Here is a 25,878-nt window from a genome sequence, read left to right as displayed (position 1 = left end):
CTGCGTCAACGATCGAGGGCGGGAACCCCTGTCTGCTTCCCGGTCACCCTGGGCGAGGGCCGCCGATGAACATCACCGCCTTTCCCAGTCAGTTGGAGTCCACCATGACCGATGCACACCTCGACGCGGCGACGACGATCATCGAGCAGGCCCGGAGGGGATCGCGTCAGGTTCCGGTCGTCCAGAGTTTCTTCGACGAGCCGACCAATACGGTCAGCTACGTCGTCCACGATCCGGCGACGCGCGAGGCCGCCGTGATCGACAGCGTGCTGGACTATGACGCCGCGGCGGGCCGGACCTCGTGCGCCTCGGCGGACGCCATCATCGCCCATGTGAAGGCCGAGGGCCTGACGGTCACATGGCTGCTGGAAACCCATGCCCACGCCGATCACCTTTCGGCCGCGCCCTATCTGAAGGACCATCTGGGCGGTCAGCTCGCGATCGGTCGCGAGATCATCCACGTCCAGAACGTCTTTGGTAAGATCTTCAACGAGGGCACCGAGTTCGCCCGCGACGGGTCGGAGTTCGACCGGCTGTTCGAGGACGGCGACCGGTTCCGCATCGGCGGGCTGGAAGCCATCGCCCTTCACGTGCCTGGTCATACGCCGGCGGACCTGGCCTATGTGATCGGCGACGCTGTGTTCACTGGCGACACCCTGTTCATGCCGGACTACGGCACGGCGCGCGCCGACTTCCCCGGCGGCGATTCCCGCCAGCTGTATCGCTCGATCCGTCGCCTGATGGCGCTGCCCGAGCAAACGCGACTGTTTCACTGCCACGACTACAAGGCCGCCGGGCGCGATACCTACGCATGGGAGACCACGGTCGGAGCCCAGCGCGCGGGCAACGTCCATGTCCATGAAGGCGTCGGCGAGGATGAGTTCGTGGCCATGCGCGATGCACGCGACGCCACCCTGTCCATGCCCAGGCTGATCCTGCCCTCGATCCAGGTGAACATGCGCGGCGGTCATCTGCCCGAGCCGGAATCGAACGGCACCCGCTACCTCAAGATTCCTCTGGACGTACTGTGATGGGCGACCTCTTCGCCAATGCCATGCCGCTCCGGGGCCTGATCGGCGGTCTGATGATCGGCACGGCCTCGGCCATCATGCTGCTGGGTCTGGGTCGGATCGCCGGCGTCAGCGGTCTGGCGGCGCGAGCCACCGGCATCACTGTGGACGGAGCACCCCGGCCGCTTGCGATCGCCTTCGTGGTCGGACTGCCCTTGGGCGCCCTGCTGGTCACCCTGATCCTCGGCCCCGTCGAGGCGCGGTTCGAGCAGGGTTTCGCCGCCCTCGTCATCGGCGGTCTGGTGGTCGGGTTCGGCACCCGACTGGGCAGCGGCTGCACGAGCGGACACGGCGTCTGCGGCATGTCCCGACTGTCGGCGCGGTCGCTGGTGGCGACTGCCACCTTCATGCTCACCGGCTTCGCGACGGTCGCGGCCATGAATGCGATGGGGCTGGGACAATGAAGCACCCGATCGTCTTCGCCCTGATCGCGGGTGCCCTGTTCGGGGCCGGCCTGGCCGTGTCGGGGATGGCCGACCCGCAACGCGTGCGGGGCTTCCTCGATCTGTTCGGTGCCTGGGACCCGACGCTCGCCTTCGTCATGGGCGGAGCCCTGATCCCCATGGCCATCGCCTGGCGGATCCAGCAGCGCATGCCTTCGCCGATGGCGGCCGAGCGGTTCGCCCTGCCCACCGCACGCGATCTCGACCCTCGCCTGATCGGCGGGGCCGCCCTGTTCGGCATCGGCTGGGGGATCGCCGGCCTGTGCCCCGGCCCCGCCATCGCCGACCTCGCCGTCGCCCCTGTCCCCGCCGCCCTCTTCGTCGTGGCCATGCTGGGCGGGATGATCCTGCACCGCCTGCTGCCCGCCGCTCCGGCGAAGCAGCCGTCCCTGGAGACATCCAATGTCTGAAATCCAGCACCCAACCCGCGCCGGTTGGCAGCCGGGTGATGCCGCCATCGTGTCTCCGCCGAAAAGGGTCGGGGGCGCCGATGCCCGCGAGGACGAAGGCTTCAAATACACTGACTGGTCTTTCTCGACCCGGCCGACCGCCGCCTGAGGTCGCAATACGGCGCGGTCGCATCGGCCGCATCGCCCCCTCTAACCGTAGGAGTCTCGCCGTGAAGAACATGGGAACGATCGACCGGGTTATCCGGCTTGTCGCCGTCGCCGCCGTCATCGGGGCCTATGGCCTGGGATGGATCAGCGGAACGCTCGCCCTCGTCCTCGGGGCCGTCGCCGTTGTCCTCCTGCTGACCAGCCTGACCGCGACCTGCCCGGCCTACATGCCGTTCGGCCTGTCCACGCGGCCCCGGCGGCGCTGAGCCTGTACCCGAACATCCCCGTTCAAGGACGATCGTCATGCCGTTCAAGGCCCTCACGCCCTCCCTCTCGGTCTCGCCCCAACTCAGCGAGGCGGACGTCGCCCAGGCGGCCCGCGACGGGTTTCGCGCGATCATCGACAACCGGCCCGACGGCGAGGAGCCGGGACAGCCGAGCGCGGCCGAGATGCAGGCCCTGGCCGCGTCCCATGGCATGGGCTTTGCCCACGTCCCGACAGTCGGCGGCAAGATCAGCGACGGCGACGTCGCCGGCATGGCCGACGCCCTGATGCGGCTCGACGGACCCATCCTCGCCTATTGCCGCACCGGGACGCGCTCGACGACGCTGTGGGCTCTGACCCAGGCCGGGGCACAGCCGGCGGACGCCCTGATCGCGACCGCCGCCGGGGCGGGCTATGATCTCTCGGCGCTGCGGACCCGCCTGGAACCGCGGATCACCGACCCGACGGGCGCGCAGCCCGAGCGCGCCGACGTCGTCATCGTTGGCGGTGGATCGGCGGGCCTGGCCACCGCGGCCTCTCTTATGGAGCGCGATCGCAACCTCGACATCGTGGTGATCGAGCCGCGCGAAACCCACGACTATCAGCCCGGATGGACCATGGTCGGCGGCGGCGTGTTCGACGTAAAAGACACTCGAAGGGCCGAGGCCTCAGTGATCCCGGCGGGCGTGCGCTGGATCAAGGGTGCGGTTTCCAGCTTCGAACCGGAGCGGGATCAGGTCACGCTGGAGGATGGCAGCACGGTCGGCTACCGCGCCCTCGTCGTGGCTCCCGGCAACACCCTGGACTGGGCCGCGATCGATGGCCTGCCCGAAACGCTCGGCCAGAACGGCGTCACCTCGAACTACAGCTACGAGACCGCGCCCTACACCTGGGAGCTGGTGCAGACCCTGAAGGGCGGGACCGCCCTGTTCACCCAGCCGCCCATGCCCATCAAATGCGCCGGCGCGCCGCAGAAGGCGATGTATCTGTCCTGCGACCACTGGCTGCGGAGCGGTGCCCTCAAGGACATCGATGTCCAATTCCACAACGCGGGCGCGGTCCTGTTCGGGGTGAAGGAGTTCGTGCCGCCGCTGATGGAGTACGTCAGCCGCTACGGCATCGATCTGCAGTTCGAGTCGACCCTGATTGCTGTCAACGGCCCCGACCGCACCGCCACCTTCAAAGAGAAGTCCGGCGAGGTCACGAAGGCCTTCGACATGATCCACGTCACGCCGCCTCAGAAGGCACCGACCTTCATCGCCCACAGCCCGCTGGCCAATGAGGCGGGCTATGTCGACGTCGACCAAGCGAGCCTTCAGCACGTCCGTCATGCCAACGTCTTCGGCCTCGGCGACGGCGGTTCGACGCCCAACGCCAAGACGATGGCGGCAGCGCGCAAGCAGGCGCCCGTCGTGGCCGAGAACCTGATCGCGGTCCTGGCCGGAAAGGCCCCGACCGCTGTCTACGATGGTTACGGCTCCTGCCCCCTGACGGTCGAGCGCGGCAAGATCCTGCTCGCCGAGTTCGGCTATGGCGGCAAGCTTCTGCCCAGCTTCCCAAGCTGGATCATCGAAGGCACCAGGCCCCAGCGCCTGTCCTGGCTGCTGAAATCCGAAGCCCTGCCGTGGATCTACTGGAACGGCATGCTGAAGGGCCATGAGTGGATGGCGCAACCCCAGCACAGTGACGCAGCGTGACCCTCGAACCCATCCAGTATCTGCTGGGGGCTTTGTCCGGCAGCCTGGTCGGCTTCACCCTGGGACTGGTCGGCGGCGGCGGATCGATCCTGGCCGTGCCGCTGATGGTCTATCTGGTCGGCGTGCCCAGCGCCCACGTCGCGATCGGCACCAGCGCCCTGGCCGTCGCCGCCAATGCGGCGGCGGGGCTGATGAACCACGCCAGGAATGGCACCGTGAAATGGCGCTGCGCGGGCATGTATGCCGGTGCGGGCGTCGCCGGGGCCTTTGCCGGTTCGACCGTCGGCAAGGCGTTCGACGGCGGGAAGCTGCTGTTCCTGTTCGCCATCGTCATGGTCGTCGTCGGCGTCCTGATGCTGCGCGGGCGCGGCGATGTCGGCAATCCGGGCGCGGAGTGCAATCGCGAGAACGCGCCGAAAGTCCTCGGTTTCGGGCTGGGCACCGGGGTGTTCTCCGGCTTCTTCGGAATCGGCGGCGGCTTCCTGATTGTGCCAGGTCTGGTCGCCTCGACGGGCATGCCGATCCTCAATGCGATCGGATCATCGCTGGTCGCGGTCACGGCCTTCGGCCTGACGACAGCGCTCAACTATGCGTTCTCCGGCCTGATCGACTGGCCCCTCGCCGGGGTCTTCATCCTCGGGGGTCTGGCCGGCAGCTTCGGCGGGGCGCTGGTGGCCAAAAAGCTGTCCGGCACGACCGGCCTGCTGACGACCGTCTTCTCGATCCTCATCTTCGTGGTCGCGGCCTATATGCTCTGGAAGAGCGCGGGCGCAGTCTTCGGGACGGCCGCCGGTGTTTGATCATCTCGCCCCCTGAACGACCCCGAGGAAGAACAAGATGACCGCCTCCCGGACTGACACTCCCGAGGCCCCGCAACCCGAGGACTGGGCCGGCGAGATGGGGGCCCGCTGGCTGGCGGGCATTGACCAGTTCGTCAGGGGCGCGGCGTCGTGATGCCGGGCAAGGTCTGGCTGGTCAGCGCAATCGCCTAGCGTCGCGCCAGATGGCTCAAGCGCAACCGGATCGGGTCATGTCCCACTCCGGATGCCACCCGACGGGGCTCCGTCGTCATCCGTGAAATCGGGGGGCGTCAGGAGTTCCTCGGCCGCATCGTTGGTCGTCTCCTGCGGCGCGTGACGGTCTTCGGTACGATCGGGCCCCACCATCCGCTTGCCGTCCTGACCGAGCCCCAGGGCCTGGATGGCGTCCTCGCCCTCCCGTCCGAACAGGCTTCGGAGCCGCACGTCCGTCTGGGGGAAAGGCACTTCGATCCCGGCGGCGTCCAGGGCGTCCGCGATCAGCCAGGTGTAGGCAGCATGCATGCCCGCTGGCCGCTTCACCGAAGCCTGGGTAGGCCAGACCAGCAGTTCGAAGTCGAGGCCGCGCTCGCCGAAGGCCACCAGCCAGACCTGGCTCTTGCGTGCCTCCGTTTCCGGCAGGGTGAACGGGCTGGCGCGAGCCGCCTCAAGCACCGCGTCACGGACCCGGGCGCGGTCTGCGCCATAGGCGACGCTGAACGGGACATGGATGCGGCGGGTATCGCCCTTGAGCGTCCAGTTGGTGACCCGGTCCTCGATGAAGGCCGAGTTGGGGACGATGATGTTGACGTTGTCGTTGGTGCGGATGCGCGTGGCCCGTGGACCGATTTCCATGATGGCGCCCCGCACCCCGGCCTCAAGCTCCACATAGTCGCCGACCGAGATCATGCGATCGAAGATCAGGAACAGGCCCGAGACGAACTCCTTCACCACGCCCTGCAGGCCCAGCCCGATGCCGATACCGACGGCACCGGCGAACACCGCCAACGAGGACAGGTTGAGGCCGGCGGCCGAAAGCCCTGAAGCGACACCCAGGATGATCAGCCCGTAGCCGACGAGCTTCTCCAGCAGATAGAGCGCCGCCGTCGACTTCTGGGGCGACCGTTCGCGCATCCGGCAGAGCGCGCGGCTGACAAGCTTCGACAACAGCAGGGCGACGACGATGATCACCCCGCCGGTGACCAGCCCCCCGACCGTGACGGCCGAGCCTCCGAGCGCGAACAGTCGGGTGTCTTCGAAGTGGGCAAGATCGGGGAGCGCCATGGCCTGAGGAGCGTGCGGCGGCCGGATACGGTTCCGCTTGCATCCGATTGGCACGCGCTGGCGTTGAACTGCCTCTACTGAGGGGGCTCCGGGCGTGACACTGCAGCAGGGACTGGCGTTCGGACTGATTGCGCTGACGATCGCCGCCTTCATCTGGGGCCGGTTTCGTTATGACCTCGTGGCGCTCGTCGCCCTGGTCGCGGGCCTGGCCCTGGGGATTATTCCGGCCGAAGCAGCCTTCGACGGTTTCAAGAACGACGTCACGGTCATCATCGCCTGCGCCCTGATCGTCTCGGCGGCCTTCGCGCGGTCCGGCATTGTCGAACTGGCCATGCGTCGGGTCCTCCCGCTGCTGAAGACCGAGCAAAGCCAGGTGCCCGTCCTGACCGGCGCGGTCACGCTGCTCTCGATGGTGACCAAGAACGTCGGCGCCCTGGCGATCATGATGCCCGTGGCCCTTCAGGTGGCGCGCCGGACCGGCTCTGCACCGTCCCGACTGCTGATGCCGATGGCCTTTGGCGCCATGGCGGGCGGTATGGTCACCCTCGTCGGGACGGCACCCAACATCATCGTCGCGGAGGTCCGGCAAGAGGTCATGGGCCAACCGTTCGGCATGTATGATTTCGCGCCCGTGGGCCTGGCTCTGACGGCCCTGGCGCTGGTCTTTCTGGCGTTCGGCTATCGTATTCTGCCGAAGAACAGGCAGGGGGCGACAAGCCTCAACGCCGCCCTGGCGGCAAATGCCTATTCCACGGAAGTCAGCGCGCCTGATGACTGGCCACCCGGCTCGATGACCGTCTCTGCGCTCGTCGACTGTGGGGACAGGGAGGTCCGGATCACGGCGCTCATCCGGGATGGTCAGCGCCGGACGGGTCCTCGCGGCAATGTGGTGGTCAAGCCCGGCGATGTCCTCCTCGTCGAAGGAGAACAGCAGGCACTCGAAGCGTTCATCGCTCGGTCCCGGCTGAAGCTGATCCGCGAGAACCGGCCGATCGCCATCGATAATGGCGCAGAGGACATCGCGATCGTCGAAGCGGTCGTCGGCCGCAACTCTCCGCTTCGAGGCCAGTCGATCAAACAGGCCGATCTCTACGGCCAGCACGGAATCAACCTGCTTGGCGTCTCGCGCAGCGGCTACGAGCTGACCCAGCAACTGCGGACGGCGAAACTGTCGCCGGGTGACATCGTTCTTCTACAGGGTGCCGAGCAGGGGCTGCCGACCGCGCTGAAGGCACTCGACCTGCTGCCGCTCGCGGAGCGCGAAGTCCGCCTGGGAAGCGGCCGCAAGCAGTTCCTGCCTGTCGTGGTCCTGACGATCGCGATGACGCTGGTCGGGTTCGGCGCGGTCCCGGTAGCCGTAGCCTTCTTCGGTGCGGCCGTTGTCATCGTCGCCCTCGGCGGTCTGAAGATCCGCGAGGCCTACTCGGCCCTCGACGGACCGCTGCTCGTACTCATCGCCGCCCTGATCCCCGTCTCCGATGCCATCCAGCAGACTGGCGGGTCTGATCTGATTGCCGGACTTCTCCGCAATCTCTTCGTCGGGCTGCCGGGCATCCTGGCCATCGGCGGGGTCATGCTGGCGTCGATGGCGGTCACACCGTTCCTGAACAACGCCGCGACCGTCCTCATCGTGGCCCCCATCGGAGCGACCCTGGCCCGGCAACTGGGCTTCAACCCCGACCCCTTCCTGATGGCCGTGGCCGTCGGCGCGGCGTGCGATTTCCTGACCCCCATCGGACACCAGTGCAACACGCTCGTCATGGGACCGGGCGGTTACAGGTTCTCGGACTACCCCCGGCTGGGCGCTCCGCTGAGCCTTCTGGTCTTGCTGGCGGGGCCGCCACTCATCGTTCAGATTTGGCCACTCTAGGGCCGTCCCCTCCTCATGAGCGTGAAGGCGCCTTCAGGCCCGGAGGTCCGGGAAGAGCTGCAGCGACAGACTTCCACGCTTCCCGTACTCTGTAACTTCCTGACCTCTCACCGATGCGGATAACCCATGCGGACGGCCGTATTCTCGACGAAGGCATACGATCGTTGCTTCCTGCAGAACGCCAATGCGGACCACCGACACGAGCTGGCGTTCTTCGACGCGCGGCTTGATCGGACGACGGTCGCGCTGGTGGAGGGCTTTGAGGCAGTCTGCGTTTTCGTGAACGACACCCTGGACGCCGACGTGATCCACGCACTGGCGGCAAAAGGCGTCACGGCCATCGCCCTGCGTTGCGCCGGCTACAACAATGTCGATCTCGTCGCGGCCGAGGCCACCGGCATCGCCGTTCTGCGCGTACCAGCCTATTCACCCCATGCCGTGGCGGAGTTCACTGTCGGCCTGCTGCTGGCGCTGGACCGTAACATTCCCCGCGCCTGCGCCCGCGTCAGGGAGAACAACTTCTCGCTCGACGGCCTGATCGGGCGCGACCTTTCAAGCCGCATCGTCGGCGTGGTCGGCACAGGACGGATCGGGGCGCTCGTGGCCCGGATCCTGAAGGCCGGGTTCGGCTGCGACGTCATCGCCCACGACCTCGTCCCGGATGCGGCGCTGGTCGCGCTGGGCGTCCGGTATGTCGACCGCGAGGCTCTTTTCGCCCAGGCCGAGGTGATCAGTCTGCACTGCCCGCTCACACCGGAATCCCGCCATCTCATCAATGCCGATACGCTGGCCCTGGCGCGTCCGGGGGTGGTGATCGTGAATACCAGTCGAGGCGCGTTGATCGACACGGCCGCCCTCATCGCCGCCCTCAAGACCCGTCACGTCGGCGGCGTCGCCCTGGACGTCTACGAACAGGAGGGCGATCTGTTCTTCGAGGACCTGTCCAGCGAGATCGTCGATGACGACGTGTTCCAGCGCCTCCTCACCTTCCCGAACGTCCTGGTGACGGGCCATCAGGCCTTCCTGACGGAGGAGGCTCTCACGGCGATCGCGGAAACGACGCTGAGCGGCCTGTCGGCGCTGGAGACGGGACAATCCCCGCCCAACCTCGTGACCACCGACAGGCTGGTGCCCCGCTGACACGGGGTGCGATCGCAGGGGTCAGGCCCTCGATCACGCGGCCGGCGGGCGGTCGTGAAGGGCGTTACGCGGGGTCTGAAAGACTGAACTCGATATGCGTGCGGCGACGGAGCGGTCGCTCGATCGAGCCGGTCATCGCGTCCTCCTGCCCGAGGGCTTCCGTGGTGATCAACCCGGCCGGCACCCCCAGCTCTGTTATCCTGGCCGCCACCCGGTCAGCGCGGCGCTGTGACAGGGCTTGATTGCTTTCGGCAGTCCCCGTGAGCGCGTCGGCCAGTCCCACGACGCGCACCGACACGATACGGCAGGTCAGCGCCGACGCCACATCGAAGCGAAGCGCGGTGTCAGCCGCCGGGGAGAGCGCATCCTGCTGGTCGGCGAAATAGATCTCGACGGCCCGGCTCTGACAGGGCGAGGCCAGATTTGACGCGACACCGGCGTCCTGTGCCGGTTGCGAGGCGCACGCCGCCAGCACGCTCAGGGCCGCGCCGATGATGGCCGGTTTCAACATGGTTCAAAGCTCGCGGTACTAGGAAAAATCGGTTCGGAACCCGCCTGGCTCGCACAGGCGGAGGATCGAGGGGCATTGCCAGTCTGCACCATGGTAGACGTCAGCGCCCGCGCGGGGCGATCAGCGGGCGGGCTCCAGCCACAGCACTTCCCCCGATCCGCTGACGCGGCAGGTGTAGCGCGTCCAGCCCGCGGCCATGGTCAGCTCATATTCGTTGCGACCGAGTTCGCGCATGCCGACCGCCACGCTCGACCCCGACGGCCGGTCTGTCTGTCGGTCGGCGCGCTCGCCGCAAGCCCGCTGGGCGGCATCAGGGACGCCGCGCATCCAGCCGCTGCTGGCGTGACGACGATTGGAGCTCTCGCGTTCCCCCGCGAGAAAGCCTTCGTGATAGCCCTCGCTCTCGTGGCGATCATCCTAGTTCGAGCCGTAGAGCGCCGCCTGGTAGCCGCGCTCGTATTCGCGGTCGTGGTCGGCGTCGGCGTCGTTGTGGCGATCCCTGTGCGAGGCGAGGGCCGCGGCGAGGCCGACCAGCGCGACGCCGGCGACGATCGCGCCCGTGTTGGACGACGAGCCCCCGCCGCACTCGGCGCGACCGGCCTGATTGATCGAGTCATAGCGTCCATCGCGGGTCAGGATGGACACGCAGTCATTGCCGCGCCGCCAGTAGGTCATACGGCCATTGCCCATGGTCTCGCTGCGATCGGTGGCCTGATAGCCCCGTCTGACCGGAAGTTCACCAGCACCAGCGCCTACCCGCGCCCGACCCCCATATCCCTTATCTGCCCGTCTAGCTGCGCATCCGTCTGATGCAGCGCACCAGCGGGCAGTCGCGGTCGGGCAGGCCACCATGCTCGCGCTAGCGCGGGCCATAGCGCTGGGGCGGCGCTAGGAGTGGCTACAGCGCGAACCCTGCTGGTTCGGGTACACGAGCCCGCGCAGGACCGCGAGAACCCCCTGCTCGCGCTGCTCGGGGGACAGCAGGGGTGGGAAGAGTTTCAGGCCGAAGTTGAGGAAGGCATTGCCGCTGGCCGCTATGACAGCCGAGACATGCCTGCGGTCGTTGAAGCGCTTAGGGGGTGGTTATCCAAGCCGCTAGACGGCAAATCCGTCACTGGCAGTACGTAGTCGATCCTACCACCGAGCACGTGCGTGTAGTCCCGTTCGGTCCGCGAATGTAGGTCGTGTTGCCAATGGTGCTCGCCGTAGTACCATTCGAACCGTAAGTGGTGTTGCCGATCGTCGAAGATGACGTGCCGTTCGAGTAGTAAGTTGTGTTCCCAATCGTCGAGGAACTGACGCCATTGTTTCTGTATGTCGTGTTTCCGATCGTGGAGGCCGTGCTACCGTTAGACCCATAGGTCGTGTTCCCGATGGTGGAATAGCTGACCGGAGGTGCCGGACGGGCTGGTTGGCCGTAGGAGCTTCCGTAGCTGCTTCCTTGTCCGTAACCGTATGTCTGAGCCGATGCGCCGGTGGCTAGCGCAGCCAAGGCGACGGCACCGATGATTGTGCGGATGGACATTGAAGAGCTCCCTGTTGCAATCACGCTCGCAGAACGTTGCTAGTCAGTCAACATTGGGTTGAAAGCGAGCCTCGCGATGCACCGACGCCTGCGGTTGTCGCGTCGCTCAGAGCGCGGCTTGAAGCGTACCATTGACGTCGTCGGGTCTCTCAACAGATGCTTCCGAATGGCAATCACCAAACTTCCGCCTGCACAGCTTCTGGCGCTGCTTCAGTCTGCAATCGAGGAAGCACCACCCTTCGAATATCAAACGGCGCTCACCAATGAAGAGATTCGATGGCTCGGTAGGGCGGACGCCCTGCTAGACGCCGCGAATGCCACACCAGCGATTGTGGCGTTCCGAATGGCTCGCACGGCTCTGGGCAGCTACTCCCACAGCCGAGCTAACCTGCTAATCCCACTTCACGATGCATACAGTCGAATGGAGTTGCTGGCACCAACTTCAATGCGAGGCTCATTTATCGCGGGCGGTGACACTTGGAACGGTTACGCCGCGCTCGTTCGGCTGATGCAGACCGATTGCGACAACATGCTAGTGGTCGATCCATATCTAAACTCATCAATCTTCACCGATCTCGCACCTCATGCAGCGGCTCGTGTTGGCCTTAGGTGTTTGGCTGTAAAGCGCGCGGAGTATGACCCCGGCCTCAGGGCGTCGGCCACTAAGTGGGAGAGTGACCCCATCTCTGCGAGAGTGAGGGTTGAGGTTCGGTATTCCCCACCAGGTGCGTTACACGACCGGCTTGTGATTGTTGACGGCCGAGAGGTTTGGCTCATTTCGCAATCGTTTAAAGACATTGCGAAGCGGTCACCGGCGTCAGTCTCCAAGTTTGAGGGAGAGCTCGCGAGCGACAAAATCGAGCATTACGAAACCCTCTGGCAGCAAGGCGAGGCAATGACTGCCTAACCGTGGAGCTTACGAAGCCCTTATCAGCACCACAGCCTCCCCAAAACAGGCCCTCGGGCGAGGGATATAAAGTACTGTTATTGTTGGGAGAAAAATGGCGCGCCCGGAACGATTCGAACGTCCGACCCTCAGATTCGTAGTCTGATGCTCTATCCAGCTGAGCTACGGGCGCGCACAGGCCTTTCGGCGAGGGCGGGTATCTAGCGGGTCGATCCGGGGGACGCAACCCGGATTTCCAGCAAAGTGCGCGATGCGCGCGCGGCCGGGGGGTTGGCGGGCGGAACCGCCGGGCCTAGGTCGGTGGGGTGCGCCGCCCGGCACACGCGTACCAGAGGGTTTTCATGCCGACATCGCCGATCCGCGCCTTGCTGACCTTCCTCGTCGTGGCGAGCCTCGTCGGATGTCAGACGCTGCCGGCCGCTCCCACACAGAGGGTGGACGGCGGACCCTCCGCCCCGGCCACCCCGGTGCCGTCAGCGCCGGCGCGCGGTCCGTTCGTGACGGCGGCCAATCCGCTGGCGGTGGAGGCGGGTCTGGCGATCCTGAGGCGCGGCGGGTCGGCGGTCGATGCGGCCGTGGCGATCCAGGCGGTGCTGGGGCTGGTCGAACCCCAGTCCTCGGGGCTGGGCGGCGGGTCGTTCATGATGGTGTACGACGCCACCACGAACGCGGTCACCGCCTATGACGGGCGCGAGACGGCTCCGGCGGCGGCCACGCCGGAGCTGTTCTACGAGAACGGACGGCCCCTGCCCTTCCTCGACGCGGTCCTGAGCGGACGCTCGACCGGGGTTCCGGGCGCGGTCGCCATGCTGGGACTGGCGCAGAAGGATCACGGTACCCTGCCCTGGTCGGCGCTGTTCGACGAGGCCGAGCGGCTGGCGCGCGACGGTTTCGTGGTCAGCCCGCGACTGGCCGGCATGATCGCCCTGACCGGCGGCCAGGCCCGGACGGCCTGGGCCGATGCCTATTTCACCAAGGCCGACGGGACGCGCTACGTCGCCGGCGACACCCTGCGGAACCCGGCCTATGCCGCCACGGTCGCGACCCTGGCGCGGGAGGGCGCCGGGGCCCTGTATGCCGGGCCGCTGGCGCAGGCCATCGTGGACACGGTGCATGAGGGCACGCGGCCCGGGACTCTGTCGACGGCCGATCTGGCCGGCTATCGCCCGATCGCGCGCGAGGCCCTGTGCCGGCCGTTCCGGATCTATGTCGTCTGCATCCCGCCGCCGCCCTCCAGCGGGGTCAGCCTGCTGCAGCTTCTGGCCATGGCCGAGACGCCGGAGGCGGCGCGGGCCCTGGCCGGGGGCGAGACGAGCGCCGGGGCCTGGACCACATTCGCCCAGTTGCAGCGGCTGATGTACGCCGACCGGGACCGCTACGTCGGCGATCCGGCCTTCGTCGGCGTGCCGGTGGCGGGGCTGCTGGACCCGGACTACGTGGCCAGCCGGGCCGCGCTGGCCCCCGGCCTGACCGGGGCGGCCGTCGCCGGCACCCCGCCGGGGGGCATCTTCCGCGCGCCCGATGCGACGCGGGAGCCGGCCGGCACCTCGCACTTCGTCGTGGTGGACGCCCGGGGCAATGCCGTGTCGATGACGACGACGGTGGAGAGCGTCTTCGGATCGGGACGCATGGCCAACGGCTATTTCCTGAACAACCAGCTGACCGACTTCTCGTTCACGCCCACGACGGCCGAGGGACAGCCGGTCGCCAATGCGGTGGCGGCGGGCAAGCGGCCGCGTTCGTCCATGTCACCGGTCATCATCCTCGACCGCCAGGGCCGGCTGGTCGGGGCCATGGGATCGCCCGGCGGCTCTTCGATCCTGGCCTATGTGGCCAAGGGGCTGATCGCCACCCTGGTCTGGGACCTCCCGGTCCAGGCAGCCTTCGACCTGCCCAATCTGGTGGCCAAGGGGCCCGGCTTCGGGGCCGACACGGCGCGGTTCGGGCCGACGCTGGAGGCCGGGCTGGAGGCCAATGGCATCGTCCTGGCCCCCAACACGTCCGAGAACTCGGGCCTGCATGGCGGCATCTGGCGCGGGGATCACTGGGACGGGGGCGCCGACGACCGCCGCGAGGGCGTGGCGCGCACGGACTAGGCCTGGCCCGGAAGCCTCAGCTCGAACGTCGTGCCCGTCGGGCCGGTCTCGACGAGGCGCAGCTCCCCGCCGTGAGCCGCCGCGAGCTCGCGCGAGATGGTCAGGCCCAGACCCGTGCCGTCGGCCCCCGCCCCGCTGACGAAGGGTTCGAACAGCCGCTCGGACAGGCGTAGCGGAATGCCCGGACCATCGTCGATCACCCGGATGACGGACCAGTCGGCCTGGATTTCCGCCTCGATCAGGACCGAGCCGAGGGCCGCCCCCTTGCGACGGCCGGCGCGGCTGGCGTCGCCCTCGATGGCCTGACGGGCATTGCGCATCAGATTGACCAGGATGCGGTGCAGCTGGTCGCCGTCGGCGTGGACGACGAACCGGGCCGGGATGGCCTTGACCAGTTTGACGCCGGTCGCTTCCAGGCCCGCATCCTCGGCCGCTGCGGCGACGGCGGGGGCGAGGGCCAGACGGTCGAGCACCGGCGCGGGCTCCTCGGACTTGCCGTAGTCGAGCACATTGCGGGTCAGGGCGGCGGCGCGGCCCAGCGCCCGCTCCAGCCGCGGCAGGGCCTTGGCGACCTGGGGGTCGGCGGAATCCGCCAGACGGTCCGAGGCGATCTGGGCGGAGGTCAGCATGTTGCGCAGGTCGTGGTTGATCTTGGCCACCGCCTCGCCCAGCGCGACGAGGCGGGACCGCGAGCGCAGAGACAGGCGGACCTCCTCCTGCATCCGGGCCAGTTCGCGTTCGACGCGGCCGATCTCGTCGTGGCGGTCGGACGGCGGATCGGCCGCAGCGTTGGGGTCGGCGGCGAAGCCTTCGATGGAACGGGTCACGCGGCGCAGGGGCCGCAGGACGAGGAAGGCCAGACCGGCATAAAGCAGGCCCCCCGCCACCGCCGAGATCAGCAGCGACACCAGCAGGCTGTTCAGCAGGAAGGCCTGCAGTTCCTGCTTCAGGGGCTCGGCAGGGGCCACCACGTCGATGAAGTCGCCGGACCGATAGCGCGGGGCCGCACGGACGCGGATGGACCGGTCGGCGGGGGCGAACAGGGTGCGGACGGGGTCGACCAGGCGCGCGCCGCTGTTCTTGCGCCTCAGGTCGATGAAGTCGGGGGTCCGGGGCAGGTTGGGCGCGCGCAGCAACTGGCGCATGACGCCCTGATCGCTGATGGCCACGGCCGACACCCCGCCGATGCGCAGCAGCTGATCCGCCGTCTTCTCGTCCACGGCATTGTAGGGCAGGGCCTCGACGCCCACGGAGGCCAGTTCCGCCGCCTGCAGCCGGTCCAGCAGCCAGCGCTCGTGGAAGGAGGCGGCATTGGGTCCCAGGATCAGCGCCTCCACCACCAGGGTGAACAGGACGGTCAGAAGGAACAGGCGCGACGAAAGGCCGTCCGGGGCCTGGGGCCGGAATCGCGTTCTCCAGTCGGCCGGAAGCCGAAGTCGGTCGCGCAGGCGATCCAGCGGGCCGGGTGTACGGACGTCCGGCACGCTCATGGCGTCGCGACACCCGGCAGGCGGCGCTGGACGGCCTTCAGCCCCAGGGGCAGGACGACGGCGAGAACGAAGACGCCCGCCATCGGCATCCAGAACTGGCCGAACAGGGCCTGGAAGTCAGGATCGGGGTTTTCCGCCAGCAGCTGGTTCAGCCGCGCCCCGATCCAGCAGTAGATGATGTGGGCGGGCAGCAGGCCGATCACCGTGGCGATCGTATAGGGGATCAGCCGGACCGACATGATCCCGGCGGCGACGTTGATCATGTGGAAGGGCACGACCACAGCCAGGCGCGAGGCCAGGACGTACCAGAAGGTGTCGCGGTCGATGGCGGCGCAGACCTTCTTCAGCATCCCCTGATCGCGCTCGGCCTTGTTGCGCAGATCGGTGCCCAGCGCCGAGCGGGCAACGGCATAGACGATCAGGGCGCCGACGGTGGCGGCGATGGCGGTGGAGACGCCCCCGACCCAGGGACCGAACAGATAGCCGGCCGTGATGGTGACGAAAAAGACGCCCGGCACCACGCTTGCCGTCAGGATCGCGAACACCGCCATCAGGGCCAGCAGGGCCAGGACATAGTTCTGTGCCGCATAGGCGCGCAGATCCGCGCCGTGGTCTCGCAGGGTGTCCAGCGACAGATAGCGGTTCCAGCCCATGGCGAAAATCAGGGCGATGACGCAGGCCAGGACCACCAGGGGCAGATATTTCTTGATGCGATCCATCGTGCCTCAACGCTCCAGCGACGTCCGGGAGCCCTTCCCGGCGTTGACAGCCGAAGCCTGCCCCCTTATACGCCCGCCCTTCCTGCGAAGGACGCTTTTGTCCTTGCGCATCACTCATAACCCCTGGAGCCGACCGTGAAGCGGACCTATCAGCCGTCGCGACTCGTGCGCAAGCGCCGTCACGGCTTCCGTTCGCGGATGGCCACCAAGAACGGACAGAAGATTGTTGCGCGCCGCCGCGCCAAGGGCCGCAAGAAACTGACGGCCTAAGCAGCTATTCTCCACCGCGTAGCGGGGGAGGGGGACCACGGCGCGCTTGCGTCGTGGTGGAGGGGGCGACCCCAGACCCGGTGCTCAGTTCCGCCCCCTCCACCCCGTCGGCCAGGCGGCCTCCGCGGTCCCCCTCCCCCGTTTCGCTTCGCTGCACGGGTGAGGATGATGACAGACACCCCCAAGATCCAGCGCCTGACCAAACGGCCCCAGTTCCTGGCGGCCGCGAAGGGCGTTTCGCTGGCGCGGGGCGCGGTGGTGGTTCAGCGGCTGGAGCGGAACGACGGGGATCCGGCCATCGGGGTCGGGTTCACGGCGACGCGAAAGGTCGGCGGGGCGGTCGATCGAAACCGCTGCAAGCGTCGGCTGAGAGAAGCCGCGCGGGCCATGGTACCCCTGCACGGACTGCCCGGCAGCGACTATGTGCTGATCGCACGGCAGGGCACGGCCGACCGGTCCTGGGACCGTTTGCTTGACGATGTGAAATCGGCGCTTACAAGGCTGGCGACCACCCCCGGCCCCGGCCGGTCCGGCAAGGCCGACGACGGCCCGACGACCCCCGATACGCCCCCTCAGGACCCCTGACCCGCATGAAGAACGAGAACACGCGCAACATGGTGATCTTCGCCGTGATGACGGCGATCATCCTGATTGTGTACCAGATCTTCGTGATGGGCCCGCAGGCCGAGCAGCGGAGGGCCGCGCAGGAGGCTGCCGCCGCCCAGGCCCAGGAACAGCAAGCCGCCGCGGCGGGCACGCCCACGGCGGGCATCCCGGCGTCCACCGGCGCGACCGGCCCGGTCACCTTCGTCACCGACCGCACCAAGGCCCTCGGCAACGTCGCGCGCATCCCGGTCTCGACGCCCACGCTGCAGGGTTCGATGTCGCTTCAGGGCGGGCGGATCGACGACCTGTTCCTGAAGAACTATCGCCAGACCATCGACCCGACCTCGCCCTATGAGGAGCTGTTCCGGCCGCAGGGCATGGAGCACGCCTATTTCGCCCAGTTCGGCTGGACCGGGCCGAACGTCCCCGGTGGCGTTCCGGGCGCCAACACCGTCTGGCGGCTGACGGCCGGATCGACCCTGACGCCGGCGACGCCGGTCACCCTGACCTGGGACAACGGTCAGGGCCTGCGCTTCACCCGCGTGCTGTCGGTCGATGACCGCTACATGTTCACCGTGACCGACACGGTCGCCAACCTGGGCACCGCCCCCATCACCATCGCCCCCTATGGCCGCGTCGAGCGCCAGGGCGTGCCGCCGGCGCTGGGCAAGACCCAGATCCTGCACGAGGGCGGCATCGGCACCTTCTCCAAGGGGGACGGATACGTCACCAGCCAGCTGAAGTACGGCGACTGGGCCAAGAAGCCGCGCCAGGAGCACGAGTCGACCGGCGGCTGGCTGGGCATCACCGACAAATACTGGATGGCGGCGCTGATCCCGCCGCAGGACGAGGCCATCCAGGCCGAGTTCCGCGTGACCGACGCCGCCACCTACGACATCCACGAGGCCCGGATGCTGGGTGCCGCCCGCACCATCCAGCCGGGCCGTCAGGTGACCGAGGTCCAGCACCTGTTCGCCGGGGCCAAGCGCAACGAAATCCTGGCCGACTACGAGAAGCAGTTCGACCTGCCGCGCTTCATCTATGCGATCGACTGGGGCTTCCTGTTCTTCCTGACGCGGCCGATCTTCCTGCTGGTCGAGTTCTTCTACGGCCTGGTCGGCAACTTCGGCGTGGCCATCCTGCTGCTGACGCTGACGATCAAGCTGATCATGTTCCCGCTGGCCAACAAGAGCTACGAGAGCCTGTCCAAGATGCGGAAACTCCAGCCGCTGATGGAGAAGATCAAGGAGCAGAACAAGGACGATCCGCAGGCCCAGCAGAAGGCCACGATGGAGCTGTACCAGAAGGAGAAGATCAATCCGCTGGCGGGCTGCCTGCCCATCCTGGTCCAGATCCCGGTCTTCTACGCCCTGTACAAGGTGCTCTACGTCACCATCGAGATGCGGCATGCGCCCTTCTTCGGCTGGATCCGCGACCTGTCGGCCCCCGATCCCACCAACATCTGGACCCTGTTCGGTCTGATCCCTTGGGATCCGTCCAGCGCGCCCCTGATCGGCGGGCTGATCGGGGTTCACACCGGTGGCGGCTTCACCCTGGCGCTGAGCGTCCTGGCCATCCTGTACGGCTTCACCATGTGGCTGCAGCAGGCCATGAACCCGCCCGCGCCCGATCCGGTCCAGCGTCAGATCTTCGCCTTCATGCCGATCATCTTCACCTTCATCATGGCCAGTTTCCCGGCCGGTCTGCTGGTCTACTGGGCGTGGAACAACATCCTGTCGATCGCCCAGCAGTATTTCATCATGCACCGCTTCGGGGCCGAGAACCCGATCGACGACTTCATCGGCAAGCTGAAGAAGGCTCCGGCTTGACCGAGTATACCGACGAGGAGATCGAGGCCGCGCGCGTGCTGTTCGCGCGGCCCGCGACCTTCGTCATGGGGGCCGCCAAGATCGAGCAGCTGCCAGAACCGGATCTGCCCGAAATCGCCTTCGCGGGTCGTTCCAACGTCGGCAAGTCCAGCCTGATCAACGGGCTGGTAGGCATGCACAAGCTGGCGCGGGCGTCGAACGAGCCCGGCCGCACGCGCGAGGTCAACTTCTTCGACCTGGACGCCAAGCTGCGGCTGGTCGATCTCCCGGGCTACGGCTGGGCCAAGGCGTCGAAGTCGACCGTGCGCCAGTTCCAGAATCTGGGCCGCGACTACCTGCGTGGCCGCGTCACGCTGAAGCGGGTCTATCTGCTGATCGACGCCCGCCACGGGCTGAAATCGGTCGACACCGAGGCGCTGGACGCGCTCGATCTGGCCGCCGTCAGCTATCAGATCGTTCTGACCAAAGCCGACAAGATCAAGGCCCACGAGCGCGATACGGTCCAGGCCGCCACGCTGAAGGCCATCTCCAAACGCCCGGCCGCCTTCCCCGCGGTCGCCGTGACCTCGGCCGAAAAGGGCCTGGGCCTGCCCGAGTTGCGCGCCGAGATCATGCGCACGACGGGAGCAGAGCTCTAGCCTCTGGCGGCCTGACGGCCTAACTGCACACCATGCCCCCCGCCGACACCCCTGCCGAGGTCTTCAAGCGCGCGCTGGCCCATGCGGCGCGCGCGCTGGCGGAGCAGTCGGAGCTGGAGGTCGTGTTCGGATCGGAAGGCCCGCGCCTGAACGGGGGCGTCCTGACCCTGCCCCATCCGCCCCGCAATCCGTCGGATGGCGACACCGCCAATGTCCGGGGCCAGGCCGACCGGCTGGCCCTGCGGCTGGCCAATCACGACCCCGCGGTGCACGCCACCCTGCGCCCGCTGGACAGCCGGGCCGCCGAGGTGTTCGAGGCCGTCGAACAGGCCCGGATCGAGGCCCACGGCTCGGCGGCGCTGGCGGGCGTGCGCGCCAACATGAACGCGGCCCTGCTGACCCGGCTGGAGAAGATGGGCGCGCTGCGGGTCGCCCAGGCCGATCGCGTGCCGGTGGCCGAGGCCGTCGCCCTCCTGCTGCGCGAGCGGGTCACGGGCCAGCGCAGCCCGGACGGGGCCGGGGCCATGCTGGACCTGGTGCGCGAGGGTCTGGAGGCGAAGGCAGGCGGGGCCCTGGACCGGCTGGCCCTGACGGCCGGCGATCAGGCGGCCTTCGGGGCGGCGCTGAAGGACGTGCTGCGCGACCTCGATCTGGACCCCGGCGACGGGCGCGGCGACGAGGCCAACGACGATCCGGGCGAGGACGAGCCTCCGCCCCAGCAACCCGACGAGTCCGAGGACCAGGACGACGAGGAAGACGAAAGCGGCGGCGAGGGTGGCCAGTCGATGGACGGCGCGTCCGAAGACCCGACCTCCGAGCAGGACCGCGACGCCCGCCCTGACGGCTCCCCGGCCCAGCACGAGGGCGACGCCGCCGACGACGGCCCCGACGTGTCCGAAGGGGCTCTGCCGAACCGTCAGGACAACGCCGACGACGGCCGCGTGATCGACGCCTACCGGGTCTTCACCACCGCCTATGACGAGGTCATCGACGCCGCCGACCTGTGCGACCCGATGGAGCTGGAGCGACTGCGCTCGCTGCTGGACCAGCAGCTGACCATCCTGTCCTCCGTCGTCGCCCGCCTGGCCAACAAGCTACAGCGCCGGCTGATGGCGCAGCAGAACCGCAGCTGGGCTTTCGACCTCGAGGAGGGCGTGCTGGACACCGCGCGCCTGACCCGGATCATCACCGACCCGACCAGCCCCCTGACCTTCAAGGCCGAGTCAGAGAGCCCGTTCCGCGACACGGTCGTGACCCTGCTGCTGGACAACTCCGGCTCGATGCGCGGGCGGCCGATCATGGTCGCCGCCGTCTGTGCCGACATCCTGGCCCGGACTCTGGAGCGCTGCGGGGTCAAGGTCGAGATCCTGGGCTTCACCACCCGCGCCTGGAAGGGTGGACAGGCGCGCGAGGCCTGGATCACCGCAGGCAAGCCGCCCATGCCCGGCCGGCTGAACGACCTGCGCCACATCATCTACAAGGCGGCGGACGCCCCGTGGCGCCGGGCCAAGAAGAACCTCGGCCTGATGATGCGCGAGGGCCTGCTGAAGGAGAACATCGACGGCGAGGCCCTGACCTGGGCGCACGACCGGCTGAAGGCCCGGCCCGAGGCGCGGCAGATCCTGATGGTCATCTCCGACGGGTCGCCGGTCGACGATTCCACCCAGTCGGCCAATGCCGCGCTCTATCTGGACAAACATCTGCGGGCCGTCATCGAGCGGATCGAGACCCAGAGCCCCGTCGAGCTGATCGCCATCGGCATCGGCCATGACGTGACCCGCTGGTACCGCCGCGCCGTCACCATCGTCGACGTCGAACAGCTGGGCGGGGTGATGATCGAGAAGCTGGCCGAGCTGTTCGAGGCCGCGCCCAAGGATACCGGCAAGCGCGGACGACGGCTCAAACGGGCCGCATGATGCGAACGGCGATCCGGCTGGTCTGCGCCGCGGCGCTGATCGGAGCTGCGGCGTGTGCGGCCGTGGCGACCAGCCTGACCGGGCCCGTCGCGGGGCAGGACACCCCCATCCGCCTCGAGGCGCGACGCGTGCCGCTGGGCATCGGGGGCGCGACCCTGGCGCCCGGCGTCACCTGGGCGGGCGGGCTGGTCCTGCGCGGCCCGGGCCTGCACGGTCTCTCCGATCTCAAGATGGAGGGCGACCGGGCCTGGGTCGTCAGCGACTTCGGCCAGCTGATCCGGTTCACCCTCCGCCTCGATGACCGGGGACGACTGACCTCGGCCGACGGCGCGCTGGCGAGGCCTCTGACGGGGCCGGACGGATCGGTCCTGGCTCCCAAGGCCAATGCGGACTCGGAGGGGCTGGCGATCCTTGCGGATGGGCGGGTGCTGGTCGCTTTCGAGCGGGATCATCGCATCTGGTCCTACGGCCGGAACGCGGTCGATCGTCCCGTGGCGCTGGCGAGCCCCGAGACGGCGTTTCCCGACAACGCGGGGATGGAAGGTCTGGCGGCGGCCCCCGACGGTGGCTGGCTGGTTCTGGGAGAAGGTGGCGGGGCCTGGGTCTGCCATGCGAGGTGCGTGGCGCCGGGGACTGCCCCTGTGATGCCGGCCGACGGCTTCCGCTTCACCGGGGCGGACGTGGATCCGGCGGGCGGCTGGTTCGTGGTCGAACGCTACTGGAGCCCGCCGCTGACCATGGCGGTCCGCGTCCGGAGGCTGTCGGCAGACGGCGTCCTGTCGCCTCCGCTGATCCAGCTGCGTCCGCCTGCCTCGACCGACAACTTCGAGGGCATCGCGGCGGTGGCGACGCCGACAGGGACGCGCCTGTATCTGCTCAGCGACGACAACGACAACCCGCTGCAGAAGACCCTTCTGCTGGCGTTCGATGTGAGCCGGTAGTCAGACCGGTTCGACGACCTGTTCGATGGCCCCGAAGATCGAGTGGTGGCGGCCGTCCAGCATCTCGATCCGCACGGTGTCGCCGTGTTTCAGGAAGGGCGTGACCGGGGCACCGGTGGCGATGGTCTCGACGGTACGGACCTCGGCGATGCAGGAATAGCCGAGACCGCCCTGGGCGACCGGCTGGCCGGGACCGCCGTCTGCACCCTTGTTGGACACGGTGCCCGAGCCGATGATCGAGCCGGCGACCAGCGAGCGGGTCCTGGCCAGGTGGGCGATCAGCACGCCGAAGTCAAAGGTCATGTCCACCCCGGCGTCGGCGCGGCCGAACTCGGCCCCGTTCAGCTGGACCGACAGCGCCCCGTGCAGCTTGCCGTCCATCCACGCGTCGCCGAGCGCATCAGGCGTGACGAAGACGGGGGACAGGGCGCTGGCGGGCTTGGACTGGACGAAGCCGAAGCCCTTGGCGAGCTCGCCGGGGATCAGGTTGCGCAGCGACACGTCGTTGACGAGGCCGACCAACCGGATGTGAGCGCGGGCATGTTCGGGCGTGACGCCCTGGGGCACGTCGCCGGTCACGACGACGATCTCGGCCTCCAGGTCGCAGCCCCAGCTCTCGTCAGCCAGGGGGATGGCATCGCGGGCCCCGAGGAACCGGTCGGAGCCGCCCTGGTACATCAGGGGATCGGTCCAGAAGGTGTCAGGCATCTCGGCCCCGCGCGCCTTCCGCACCAGTTCGACGTGATTCACATAGGCCGAGCCGTCCGCCCACTGATAGGCGCGCGGCAGGGGAGCGGCGGCGTCGCGTTCGTGGAACCGGCCGCGCGGCACGGCCTCGTGCTCGAGGCTCTCGGCCAGGGCCCGCAGCAGAGGCTCGCAACGATCCCAGTCGTCGAGCGCCGCCTGCAGGGTCGGGGCGATCAGGAAGGCGTCGGTGAACCAGGCGAGATCGTTGGAGACGATGACCAGACGACCGTCGCGGCCGTGCTTCAGTGAGGCGAGTTTCATGGACACAGGTCTAGGGGGTTTTCACTTGCTGCGAAACCGCCGACGTCACCGGCGGGGCGCGGAGAGCTCGCGGTGGGCAGCCTCGATCTCGGCGATCCGGACCTCCTTGAGCCGCCAGTGGTCGTTCAGGTCGGACACGGCGTGGCGGATGGCCTGCCGGCGTTCGGCCTCGGTGGGAGCGGGTCTGGGCCGCGGCCTGTCGTGCCCCGGCGCGGGGGTCGGGGCCGGCGCATGAATGACGACATGCCGGGCGCGTTCGATCACCACGGTCGAGCCGGAGGCGTCGATTGCGGCGTCTTCGGGCTCGTCGTGATCCCCGGCCGGGTGGACGGGCGCGTGGGGATCGTCATGCCCCCCGCCGTGCCCGCCATGCCCGCCATGCCCGCCATGCCCGCCATCATGCGGAGCCTCGTCCAGGGCCGCGTCCAGCGCCTCGAGGGCGGTCAGCCCGCCGGTCAGGGTCAGCGTCTTGCCCAGCCGGGTCTCGATTGTGCGGGTCAGGGCGCGGGCCTTGTCGCGCAGGGAATCGGAATGGGCGGTCATGGCCGCGCGGATGGCCTCGTCGATGTCCTTCCAGATGGCGGCGGCGGCGCTGGCCGAGGTCGGCTGACGGTGCCGGGCCAGCCTCCAGCCCGCATAGCCCGCCAGCAGCAACAGCAGCAGGCCGATCCCCAGCATCAGCGGGGGCACGTCCAGGATCAGACCGTCGGCGGCGGGGGTGAAGACGGCCTCGGCGGGCTGGAAGTCCTGCGCATAGCTCATCCTGCCCTCCGGTCGCTGACTTGACCGATCATGGATCAGCGACCCGCGTCACGCCAGTGAAAGGTTAATGGCAGGCCCTGTTTGTGGGCTGACGGTCGCGGCGAGGGCCCGACAGGCTCTGCCTAGCCCGGCGCATGCAGGATGGCGCGCGCTTCGACGCCGGTTCGGGCCGAGGCGTCGCGCACCTCCACCTCGACCACGATGGCCCCTTCGGGATCGACCGCCCACAGATAGCGGCGCTCGACCTCGACCGTACGGCCGGACGGCGCGAAGCCCTCGAAGCTGTCGCCCCAGGGCGTGATCCGCTTCAGCTCGGGCCAGGTCAGCGAGCAGGCGGCGTTCAGCTCCTCGGTCGCCATGGCGGTCAGTTCGTCGCCCGGAGTTCCCGTCGCCCCGGTCATCGTTCGTCCGCATAGATGGCGACGGTCGCGGGGCTGTCGGGACCGATCCGGCCCCGATACATGCCCGAGGTCGTCATGGCGAAGGCGGGGACGCCTTGCGCATCCATGACGATGACGCCGCCGGAACCGCCCAGCGACAGGGCGTCGTCGACCTCGGCCTGGGCCGCCGTCTGGCCGGAGGCACCGCCAGCGATGCGGGCGCAGATGTCCCGGGCGACCGAGGCGCGGATATAGTATTCGCCGTCGCCCGTCGCGGAGACCGCGCAGCCGTCGCGGTTGGAGGCATAGGTGCCCGCGCCCAGCACCGGCACGTCCCCGACCCGGCCCCAGCGCTTGGCGGTCATGCCGCCGGTCGAGGTGCCGGCGGCCAGATGGCCGGCGCTGTCCAGGGCCACGGCCCCGACGGTACCGAACTTGCGCTCGTTCAGCGGCGGCATGCCCGGATCGTTCGCCGCCAGTCCGCCGACCGGGGCAGCCGGCGCGCCTTCGGGCCTGTCGGGGATCGGCAGATTGTTCTGGCGCAGAGCGCTCTCCAGCCCCTGCCAGCGGCGCTCGGTGAAGAAGAAGGACGGATCGACCTGTTCCAGCCCGACCGAGGCGGCGAAGGTGTCGGCCCCCTCGCCGATCAGCATGACGTGGGGCGAGCGCTCCATCACCGCCCGGGCCGCGGCGATCGGGTGGCGGGTGGTCGTCAGGCCCGCGACCGCCCCGGCCGTCAGGTCCGCGCCGTTCATGACGGCGGCATCCAGTTCGTTGCGACCGGCGGCCGTGAACACCGCACCGCGCCCGGCGTTGAACAGGGGGTCGTCCTCCATCAGCTGGATCGCCGCCTGAACCGCATCCAGGGCCGCGCCGCCGTTCCGCAGCACCTCGGCCCCGGCCTCAAGCGCGCGCGCCAGCGACGCGCGATAGGCGGCGTCCTGCTCGGGCGACAGGTTGGCCCGCTCGATCACGCCGGCCCCGCCATGGATGGCGAAGGACCAGACCGGCCGGTCCTGGGCGGCCACGGGCGTGCCGAGGGCGAGCGCGGCAAGGAGGGCAGCAAGGGCGCGGGTGATCATCGGGGCGTTCCTGACTTCAGAGGCAGCCGTCATCCTGCGGTACGGTCGTCGACCGGTCCAGCCGAGGCCCGATCG

The 25,878-nt window shown here is 68.5% G+C and carries 24 protein-coding genes and 1 tRNA gene; 15 read left to right on the top strand and 10 right to left on the bottom strand.

Annotated features, from left to right (window positions below):
* Positions 1 to 104: 104 nt before the first annotated feature.
* The 6 genes from BRESU_RS03650 to BRESU_RS03625 all read left to right on the top strand — a co-directional run bounded on the left by BRESU_RS03650 (position 105) and on the right by BRESU_RS03625 (position 4,832).
* Positions 105 to 1,031, top strand: a complete 927-nt coding sequence (locus BRESU_RS03650; protein ID WP_041762001.1) for an MBL fold metallo-hydrolase — start codon at positions 105 to 107, stop codon at positions 1,029 to 1,031.
* A complete protein-coding gene (locus tag BRESU_RS03645; RefSeq protein ID WP_013268150.1) occupies positions 1,031 to 1,474 on the top strand; it encodes a YeeE/YedE family protein in 444 nt (147 codons plus the stop codon). Before BRESU_RS03650 ends, BRESU_RS03645 begins: the two co-directional genes overlap by 1 nt.
* Positions 1,471 to 1,923 (top strand): DUF6691 family protein, encoded by a 453-nt coding sequence (locus BRESU_RS03640; RefSeq protein ID WP_013268149.1) that lies wholly within the window; start codon positions 1,471 to 1,473, stop codon positions 1,921 to 1,923. The genes BRESU_RS03645 and BRESU_RS03640 overlap by 4 nt, the downstream gene beginning before the upstream one ends.
* Positions 1,924 to 2,141: 218 nt before the next feature.
* Positions 2,142 to 2,336, top strand: coding sequence for a YgaP family membrane protein (locus tag BRESU_RS03635; RefSeq protein WP_041761259.1), 195 nt, complete (start codon positions 2,142 to 2,144; stop codon positions 2,334 to 2,336).
* Between the two features lie 37 nt (positions 2,337 to 2,373).
* Positions 2,374 to 4,032 carry a bifunctional protein tyrosine phosphatase family protein/NAD(P)/FAD-dependent oxidoreductase gene (locus tag BRESU_RS03630; RefSeq protein WP_013268146.1) on the top strand — a complete coding sequence of 553 codons (1,659 nt, stop codon included), beginning with the start codon at positions 2,374 to 2,376 and terminating at the stop codon, positions 4,030 to 4,032.
* Complete coding sequence (locus BRESU_RS03625; protein WP_013268145.1) at positions 4,029 to 4,832, top strand: sulfite exporter TauE/SafE family protein; 804 nt, start codon at positions 4,029 to 4,031, stop codon at positions 4,830 to 4,832. The genes BRESU_RS03630 and BRESU_RS03625 overlap by 4 nt, the downstream gene beginning before the upstream one ends.
* 228 nt (positions 4,833 to 5,060) lie before the next feature.
* On the opposite strand, the gene BRESU_RS03620 is transcribed toward BRESU_RS03625, so the two are convergent.
* Positions 5,061 to 6,113, bottom strand: coding sequence for a mechanosensitive ion channel family protein (locus BRESU_RS03620; protein WP_013268143.1), 1,053 nt, complete (start codon positions 6,111 to 6,113; stop codon positions 5,061 to 5,063).
* Positions 6,114 to 6,207: 94 nt separating this feature from the next.
* Between BRESU_RS03620 and BRESU_RS03615 the strand changes: the two genes are divergently transcribed.
* Both BRESU_RS03615 and BRESU_RS03610 read left to right on the top strand, forming a co-directional pair.
* Positions 6,208 to 7,983, top strand: a complete 1,776-nt coding sequence (locus BRESU_RS03615) for an SLC13 family permease (protein ID WP_013268142.1) — start codon at positions 6,208 to 6,210, stop codon at positions 7,981 to 7,983.
* A 126-nt stretch (positions 7,984 to 8,109) separates the two neighbouring features.
* Positions 8,110 to 9,123 (top strand): 2-hydroxyacid dehydrogenase, encoded by a 1,014-nt coding sequence (locus BRESU_RS03610; protein WP_013268141.1) that lies wholly within the window; start codon positions 8,110 to 8,112, stop codon positions 9,121 to 9,123.
* Between the two features lie 64 nt (positions 9,124 to 9,187).
* Here BRESU_RS03610 and BRESU_RS03605 read toward each other — a convergent pair whose 3' ends face one another.
* From BRESU_RS03605 to BRESU_RS03595, 3 genes are all read right to left on the bottom strand, one after another.
* Complete coding sequence (locus BRESU_RS03605) at positions 9,188 to 9,634, bottom strand: OmpA family protein (RefSeq protein WP_013268140.1); 447 nt, start codon at positions 9,632 to 9,634, stop codon at positions 9,188 to 9,190.
* Positions 9,635 to 10,051: 417 nt separating this feature from the next.
* The gene (locus BRESU_RS16765; RefSeq protein WP_013268138.1) at positions 10,052 to 10,324 is read right to left on the bottom strand and encodes a hypothetical protein; all 273 of its coding nucleotides are present in this window, start codon (positions 10,322 to 10,324) and stop codon (positions 10,052 to 10,054) included.
* Positions 10,325 to 12,161: 1,837 nt separating this feature from the next.
* Positions 12,162 to 12,238 (bottom strand) — tRNA-Arg (locus tag BRESU_RS03595).
* Positions 12,239 to 12,407: 169 nt separating this feature from the next.
* On the opposite strand from BRESU_RS03595, the gene BRESU_RS03590 reads away from it, so the two are divergent.
* Positions 12,408 to 14,162, top strand: a complete 1,755-nt coding sequence (locus BRESU_RS03590; protein ID WP_013268136.1) for a gamma-glutamyltransferase family protein — start codon at positions 12,408 to 12,410, stop codon at positions 14,160 to 14,162.
* Here BRESU_RS03590 and BRESU_RS03585 read toward each other — a convergent pair.
* Together BRESU_RS03585 and BRESU_RS03580 are read right to left on the bottom strand one after the other, a co-directional pair.
* Positions 14,159 to 15,652 carry a sensor histidine kinase gene (locus BRESU_RS03585; protein ID WP_013268135.1) on the bottom strand — a complete coding sequence of 498 codons (1,494 nt, stop codon included), beginning with the start codon at positions 15,650 to 15,652 and terminating at the stop codon, positions 14,159 to 14,161. The genes BRESU_RS03590 and BRESU_RS03585 overlap by 4 nt on opposite strands.
* Positions 15,649 to 16,371, bottom strand: a complete 723-nt coding sequence (locus BRESU_RS03580) for a TVP38/TMEM64 family protein (protein ID WP_013268134.1) — start codon at positions 16,369 to 16,371, stop codon at positions 15,649 to 15,651. Before BRESU_RS03580 ends, BRESU_RS03585 begins: the two co-directional genes overlap by 4 nt.
* A gap of 135 nt (positions 16,372 to 16,506) precedes the next feature.
* On the opposite strand from BRESU_RS03580, the gene rpmH reads away from it, so the two are divergent.
* The 6 genes from rpmH (at position 16,507) to BRESU_RS03550 (ending at position 22,571) form a co-directional block, all read left to right on the top strand.
* Entirely contained in the window at positions 16,507 to 16,641 is a 135-nt protein-coding gene (rpmH, locus tag BRESU_RS03575) for a 50S ribosomal protein L34 (RefSeq protein ID WP_013268133.1), read from the top strand.
* A 168-nt stretch (positions 16,642 to 16,809) separates the two neighbouring features.
* Entirely contained in the window at positions 16,810 to 17,226 is a 417-nt protein-coding gene (gene rnpA, locus BRESU_RS03570; RefSeq protein ID WP_013268132.1) for a ribonuclease P protein component, read from the top strand.
* A gap of 5 nt (positions 17,227 to 17,231) precedes the next feature.
* Positions 17,232 to 19,076 (top strand): membrane protein insertase YidC, encoded by a 1,845-nt coding sequence (yidC, locus tag BRESU_RS03565; RefSeq protein ID WP_013268131.1) that lies wholly within the window; start codon positions 17,232 to 17,234, stop codon positions 19,074 to 19,076.
* Entirely contained in the window at positions 19,073 to 19,714 is a 642-nt protein-coding gene (gene yihA / locus BRESU_RS03560) for a ribosome biogenesis GTP-binding protein YihA/YsxC (RefSeq protein ID WP_013268130.1), read from the top strand. Before yidC ends, yihA begins: the two co-directional genes overlap by 4 nt.
* Positions 19,715 to 19,746: 32 nt before the next feature.
* A complete protein-coding gene (gene cobT, locus BRESU_RS03555; RefSeq protein WP_013268129.1) occupies positions 19,747 to 21,630 on the top strand; it encodes a cobaltochelatase subunit CobT in 1,884 nt (627 codons plus the stop codon).
* Positions 21,627 to 22,571, top strand: coding sequence for an esterase-like activity of phytase family protein (locus tag BRESU_RS03550; RefSeq protein WP_013268128.1), 945 nt, complete (start codon positions 21,627 to 21,629; stop codon positions 22,569 to 22,571). Before cobT ends, BRESU_RS03550 begins: the two co-directional genes overlap by 4 nt.
* On the opposite strand, the gene BRESU_RS03545 is transcribed toward BRESU_RS03550, so the two are convergent.
* From BRESU_RS03545 to BRESU_RS03530, 4 genes are all read right to left on the bottom strand, one after another.
* Positions 22,572 to 23,579, bottom strand: coding sequence for a fumarylacetoacetate hydrolase family protein (locus BRESU_RS03545; protein WP_013268127.1), 1,008 nt, complete (start codon positions 23,577 to 23,579; stop codon positions 22,572 to 22,574).
* 45 nt (positions 23,580 to 23,624) lie between these two features.
* On the bottom strand, positions 23,625 to 24,341 hold the full coding sequence (locus tag BRESU_RS17595; RefSeq protein ID WP_013268126.1) for a hypothetical protein: 717 nt from the start codon (positions 24,339 to 24,341) through the stop codon (positions 23,625 to 23,627).
* 122 nt (positions 24,342 to 24,463) lie between these two features.
* Positions 24,464 to 24,742: a hypothetical protein gene (locus tag BRESU_RS03535; protein ID WP_013268125.1), complete on the bottom strand. Its 279-nt coding sequence runs from the start codon at positions 24,740 to 24,742 to the stop codon at positions 24,464 to 24,466.
* A complete protein-coding gene (locus BRESU_RS03530; RefSeq protein WP_013268124.1) occupies positions 24,739 to 25,803 on the bottom strand; it encodes an isoaspartyl peptidase/L-asparaginase family protein in 1,065 nt (354 codons plus the stop codon). The genes BRESU_RS03535 and BRESU_RS03530 overlap by 4 nt, the downstream gene beginning before the upstream one ends.
* Positions 25,804 to 25,878 lie beyond the last annotated feature (75 nt).

The organism is Brevundimonas subvibrioides ATCC 15264 (assembly GCF_000144605.1).
GTDB lineage: Bacteria > Pseudomonadota > Alphaproteobacteria > Caulobacterales > Caulobacteraceae > Brevundimonas > Brevundimonas subvibrioides.
Note: the sequence above shows the minus strand (reverse complement) of the source record. Positions and strands in the feature narration are given on the sequence as shown.

Coding starts and splice junctions, on each gene's coding strand:
- yidC (WP_013268131.1), top strand. CDS start 17,232: ATGAAGAACGAGAACACGCGCAACATGGTGATCTTCGCCGTGATGACG.
- BRESU_RS03640 (WP_013268149.1), top strand. CDS start 1,471: ATGAAGCACCCGATCGTCTTCGCCCTGATCGCGGGTGCCCTGTTCGGG.
- BRESU_RS03605 (WP_013268140.1), bottom strand. CDS start 9,634: ATGTTGAAACCGGCCATCATCGGCGCGGCCCTGAGCGTGCTGGCGGCG.
- BRESU_RS03550 (WP_013268128.1), top strand. CDS start 21,627: ATGATGCGAACGGCGATCCGGCTGGTCTGCGCCGCGGCGCTGATCGGA.
- cobT (WP_013268129.1), top strand. CDS start 19,747: ATGCCCCCCGCCGACACCCCTGCCGAGGTCTTCAAGCGCGCGCTGGCC.
- BRESU_RS03610 (WP_013268141.1), top strand. CDS start 8,110: ATGCGGACGGCCGTATTCTCGACGAAGGCATACGATCGTTGCTTCCTG.
- BRESU_RS17595 (WP_013268126.1), bottom strand. CDS start 24,341: ATGAGCTATGCGCAGGACTTCCAGCCCGCCGAGGCCGTCTTCACCCCC.
- BRESU_RS16765 (WP_013268138.1), bottom strand. CDS start 10,324: ATGGGCAATGGCCGTATGACCTACTGGCGGCGCGGCAATGACTGCGTG.
- BRESU_RS03585 (WP_013268135.1), bottom strand. CDS start 15,652: ATGAGCGTGCCGGACGTCCGTACACCCGGCCCGCTGGATCGCCTGCGC.
- BRESU_RS03535 (WP_013268125.1), bottom strand. CDS start 24,742: ATGACCGGGGCGACGGGAACTCCGGGCGACGAACTGACCGCCATGGCG.
- BRESU_RS03630 (WP_013268146.1), top strand. CDS start 2,374: ATGCCGTTCAAGGCCCTCACGCCCTCCCTCTCGGTCTCGCCCCAACTC.
- BRESU_RS03650 (WP_041762001.1), top strand. CDS start 105: ATGACCGATGCACACCTCGACGCGGCGACGACGATCATCGAGCAGGCC.
- rnpA (WP_013268132.1), top strand. CDS start 16,810: ATGACAGACACCCCCAAGATCCAGCGCCTGACCAAACGGCCCCAGTTC.
- BRESU_RS03545 (WP_013268127.1), bottom strand. CDS start 23,579: ATGAAACTCGCCTCACTGAAGCACGGCCGCGACGGTCGTCTGGTCATC.
- BRESU_RS03530 (WP_013268124.1), bottom strand. CDS start 25,803: ATGATCACCCGCGCCCTTGCTGCCCTCCTTGCCGCGCTCGCCCTCGGC.
- BRESU_RS03645 (WP_013268150.1), top strand. CDS start 1,031: ATGGGCGACCTCTTCGCCAATGCCATGCCGCTCCGGGGCCTGATCGGC.
- BRESU_RS03620 (WP_013268143.1), bottom strand. CDS start 6,113: ATGGCGCTCCCCGATCTTGCCCACTTCGAAGACACCCGACTGTTCGCG.
- BRESU_RS03590 (WP_013268136.1), top strand. CDS start 12,408: ATGCCGACATCGCCGATCCGCGCCTTGCTGACCTTCCTCGTCGTGGCG.
- BRESU_RS03635 (WP_041761259.1), top strand. CDS start 2,142: ATGGGAACGATCGACCGGGTTATCCGGCTTGTCGCCGTCGCCGCCGTC.
- BRESU_RS03580 (WP_013268134.1), bottom strand. CDS start 16,371: ATGGATCGCATCAAGAAATATCTGCCCCTGGTGGTCCTGGCCTGCGTC.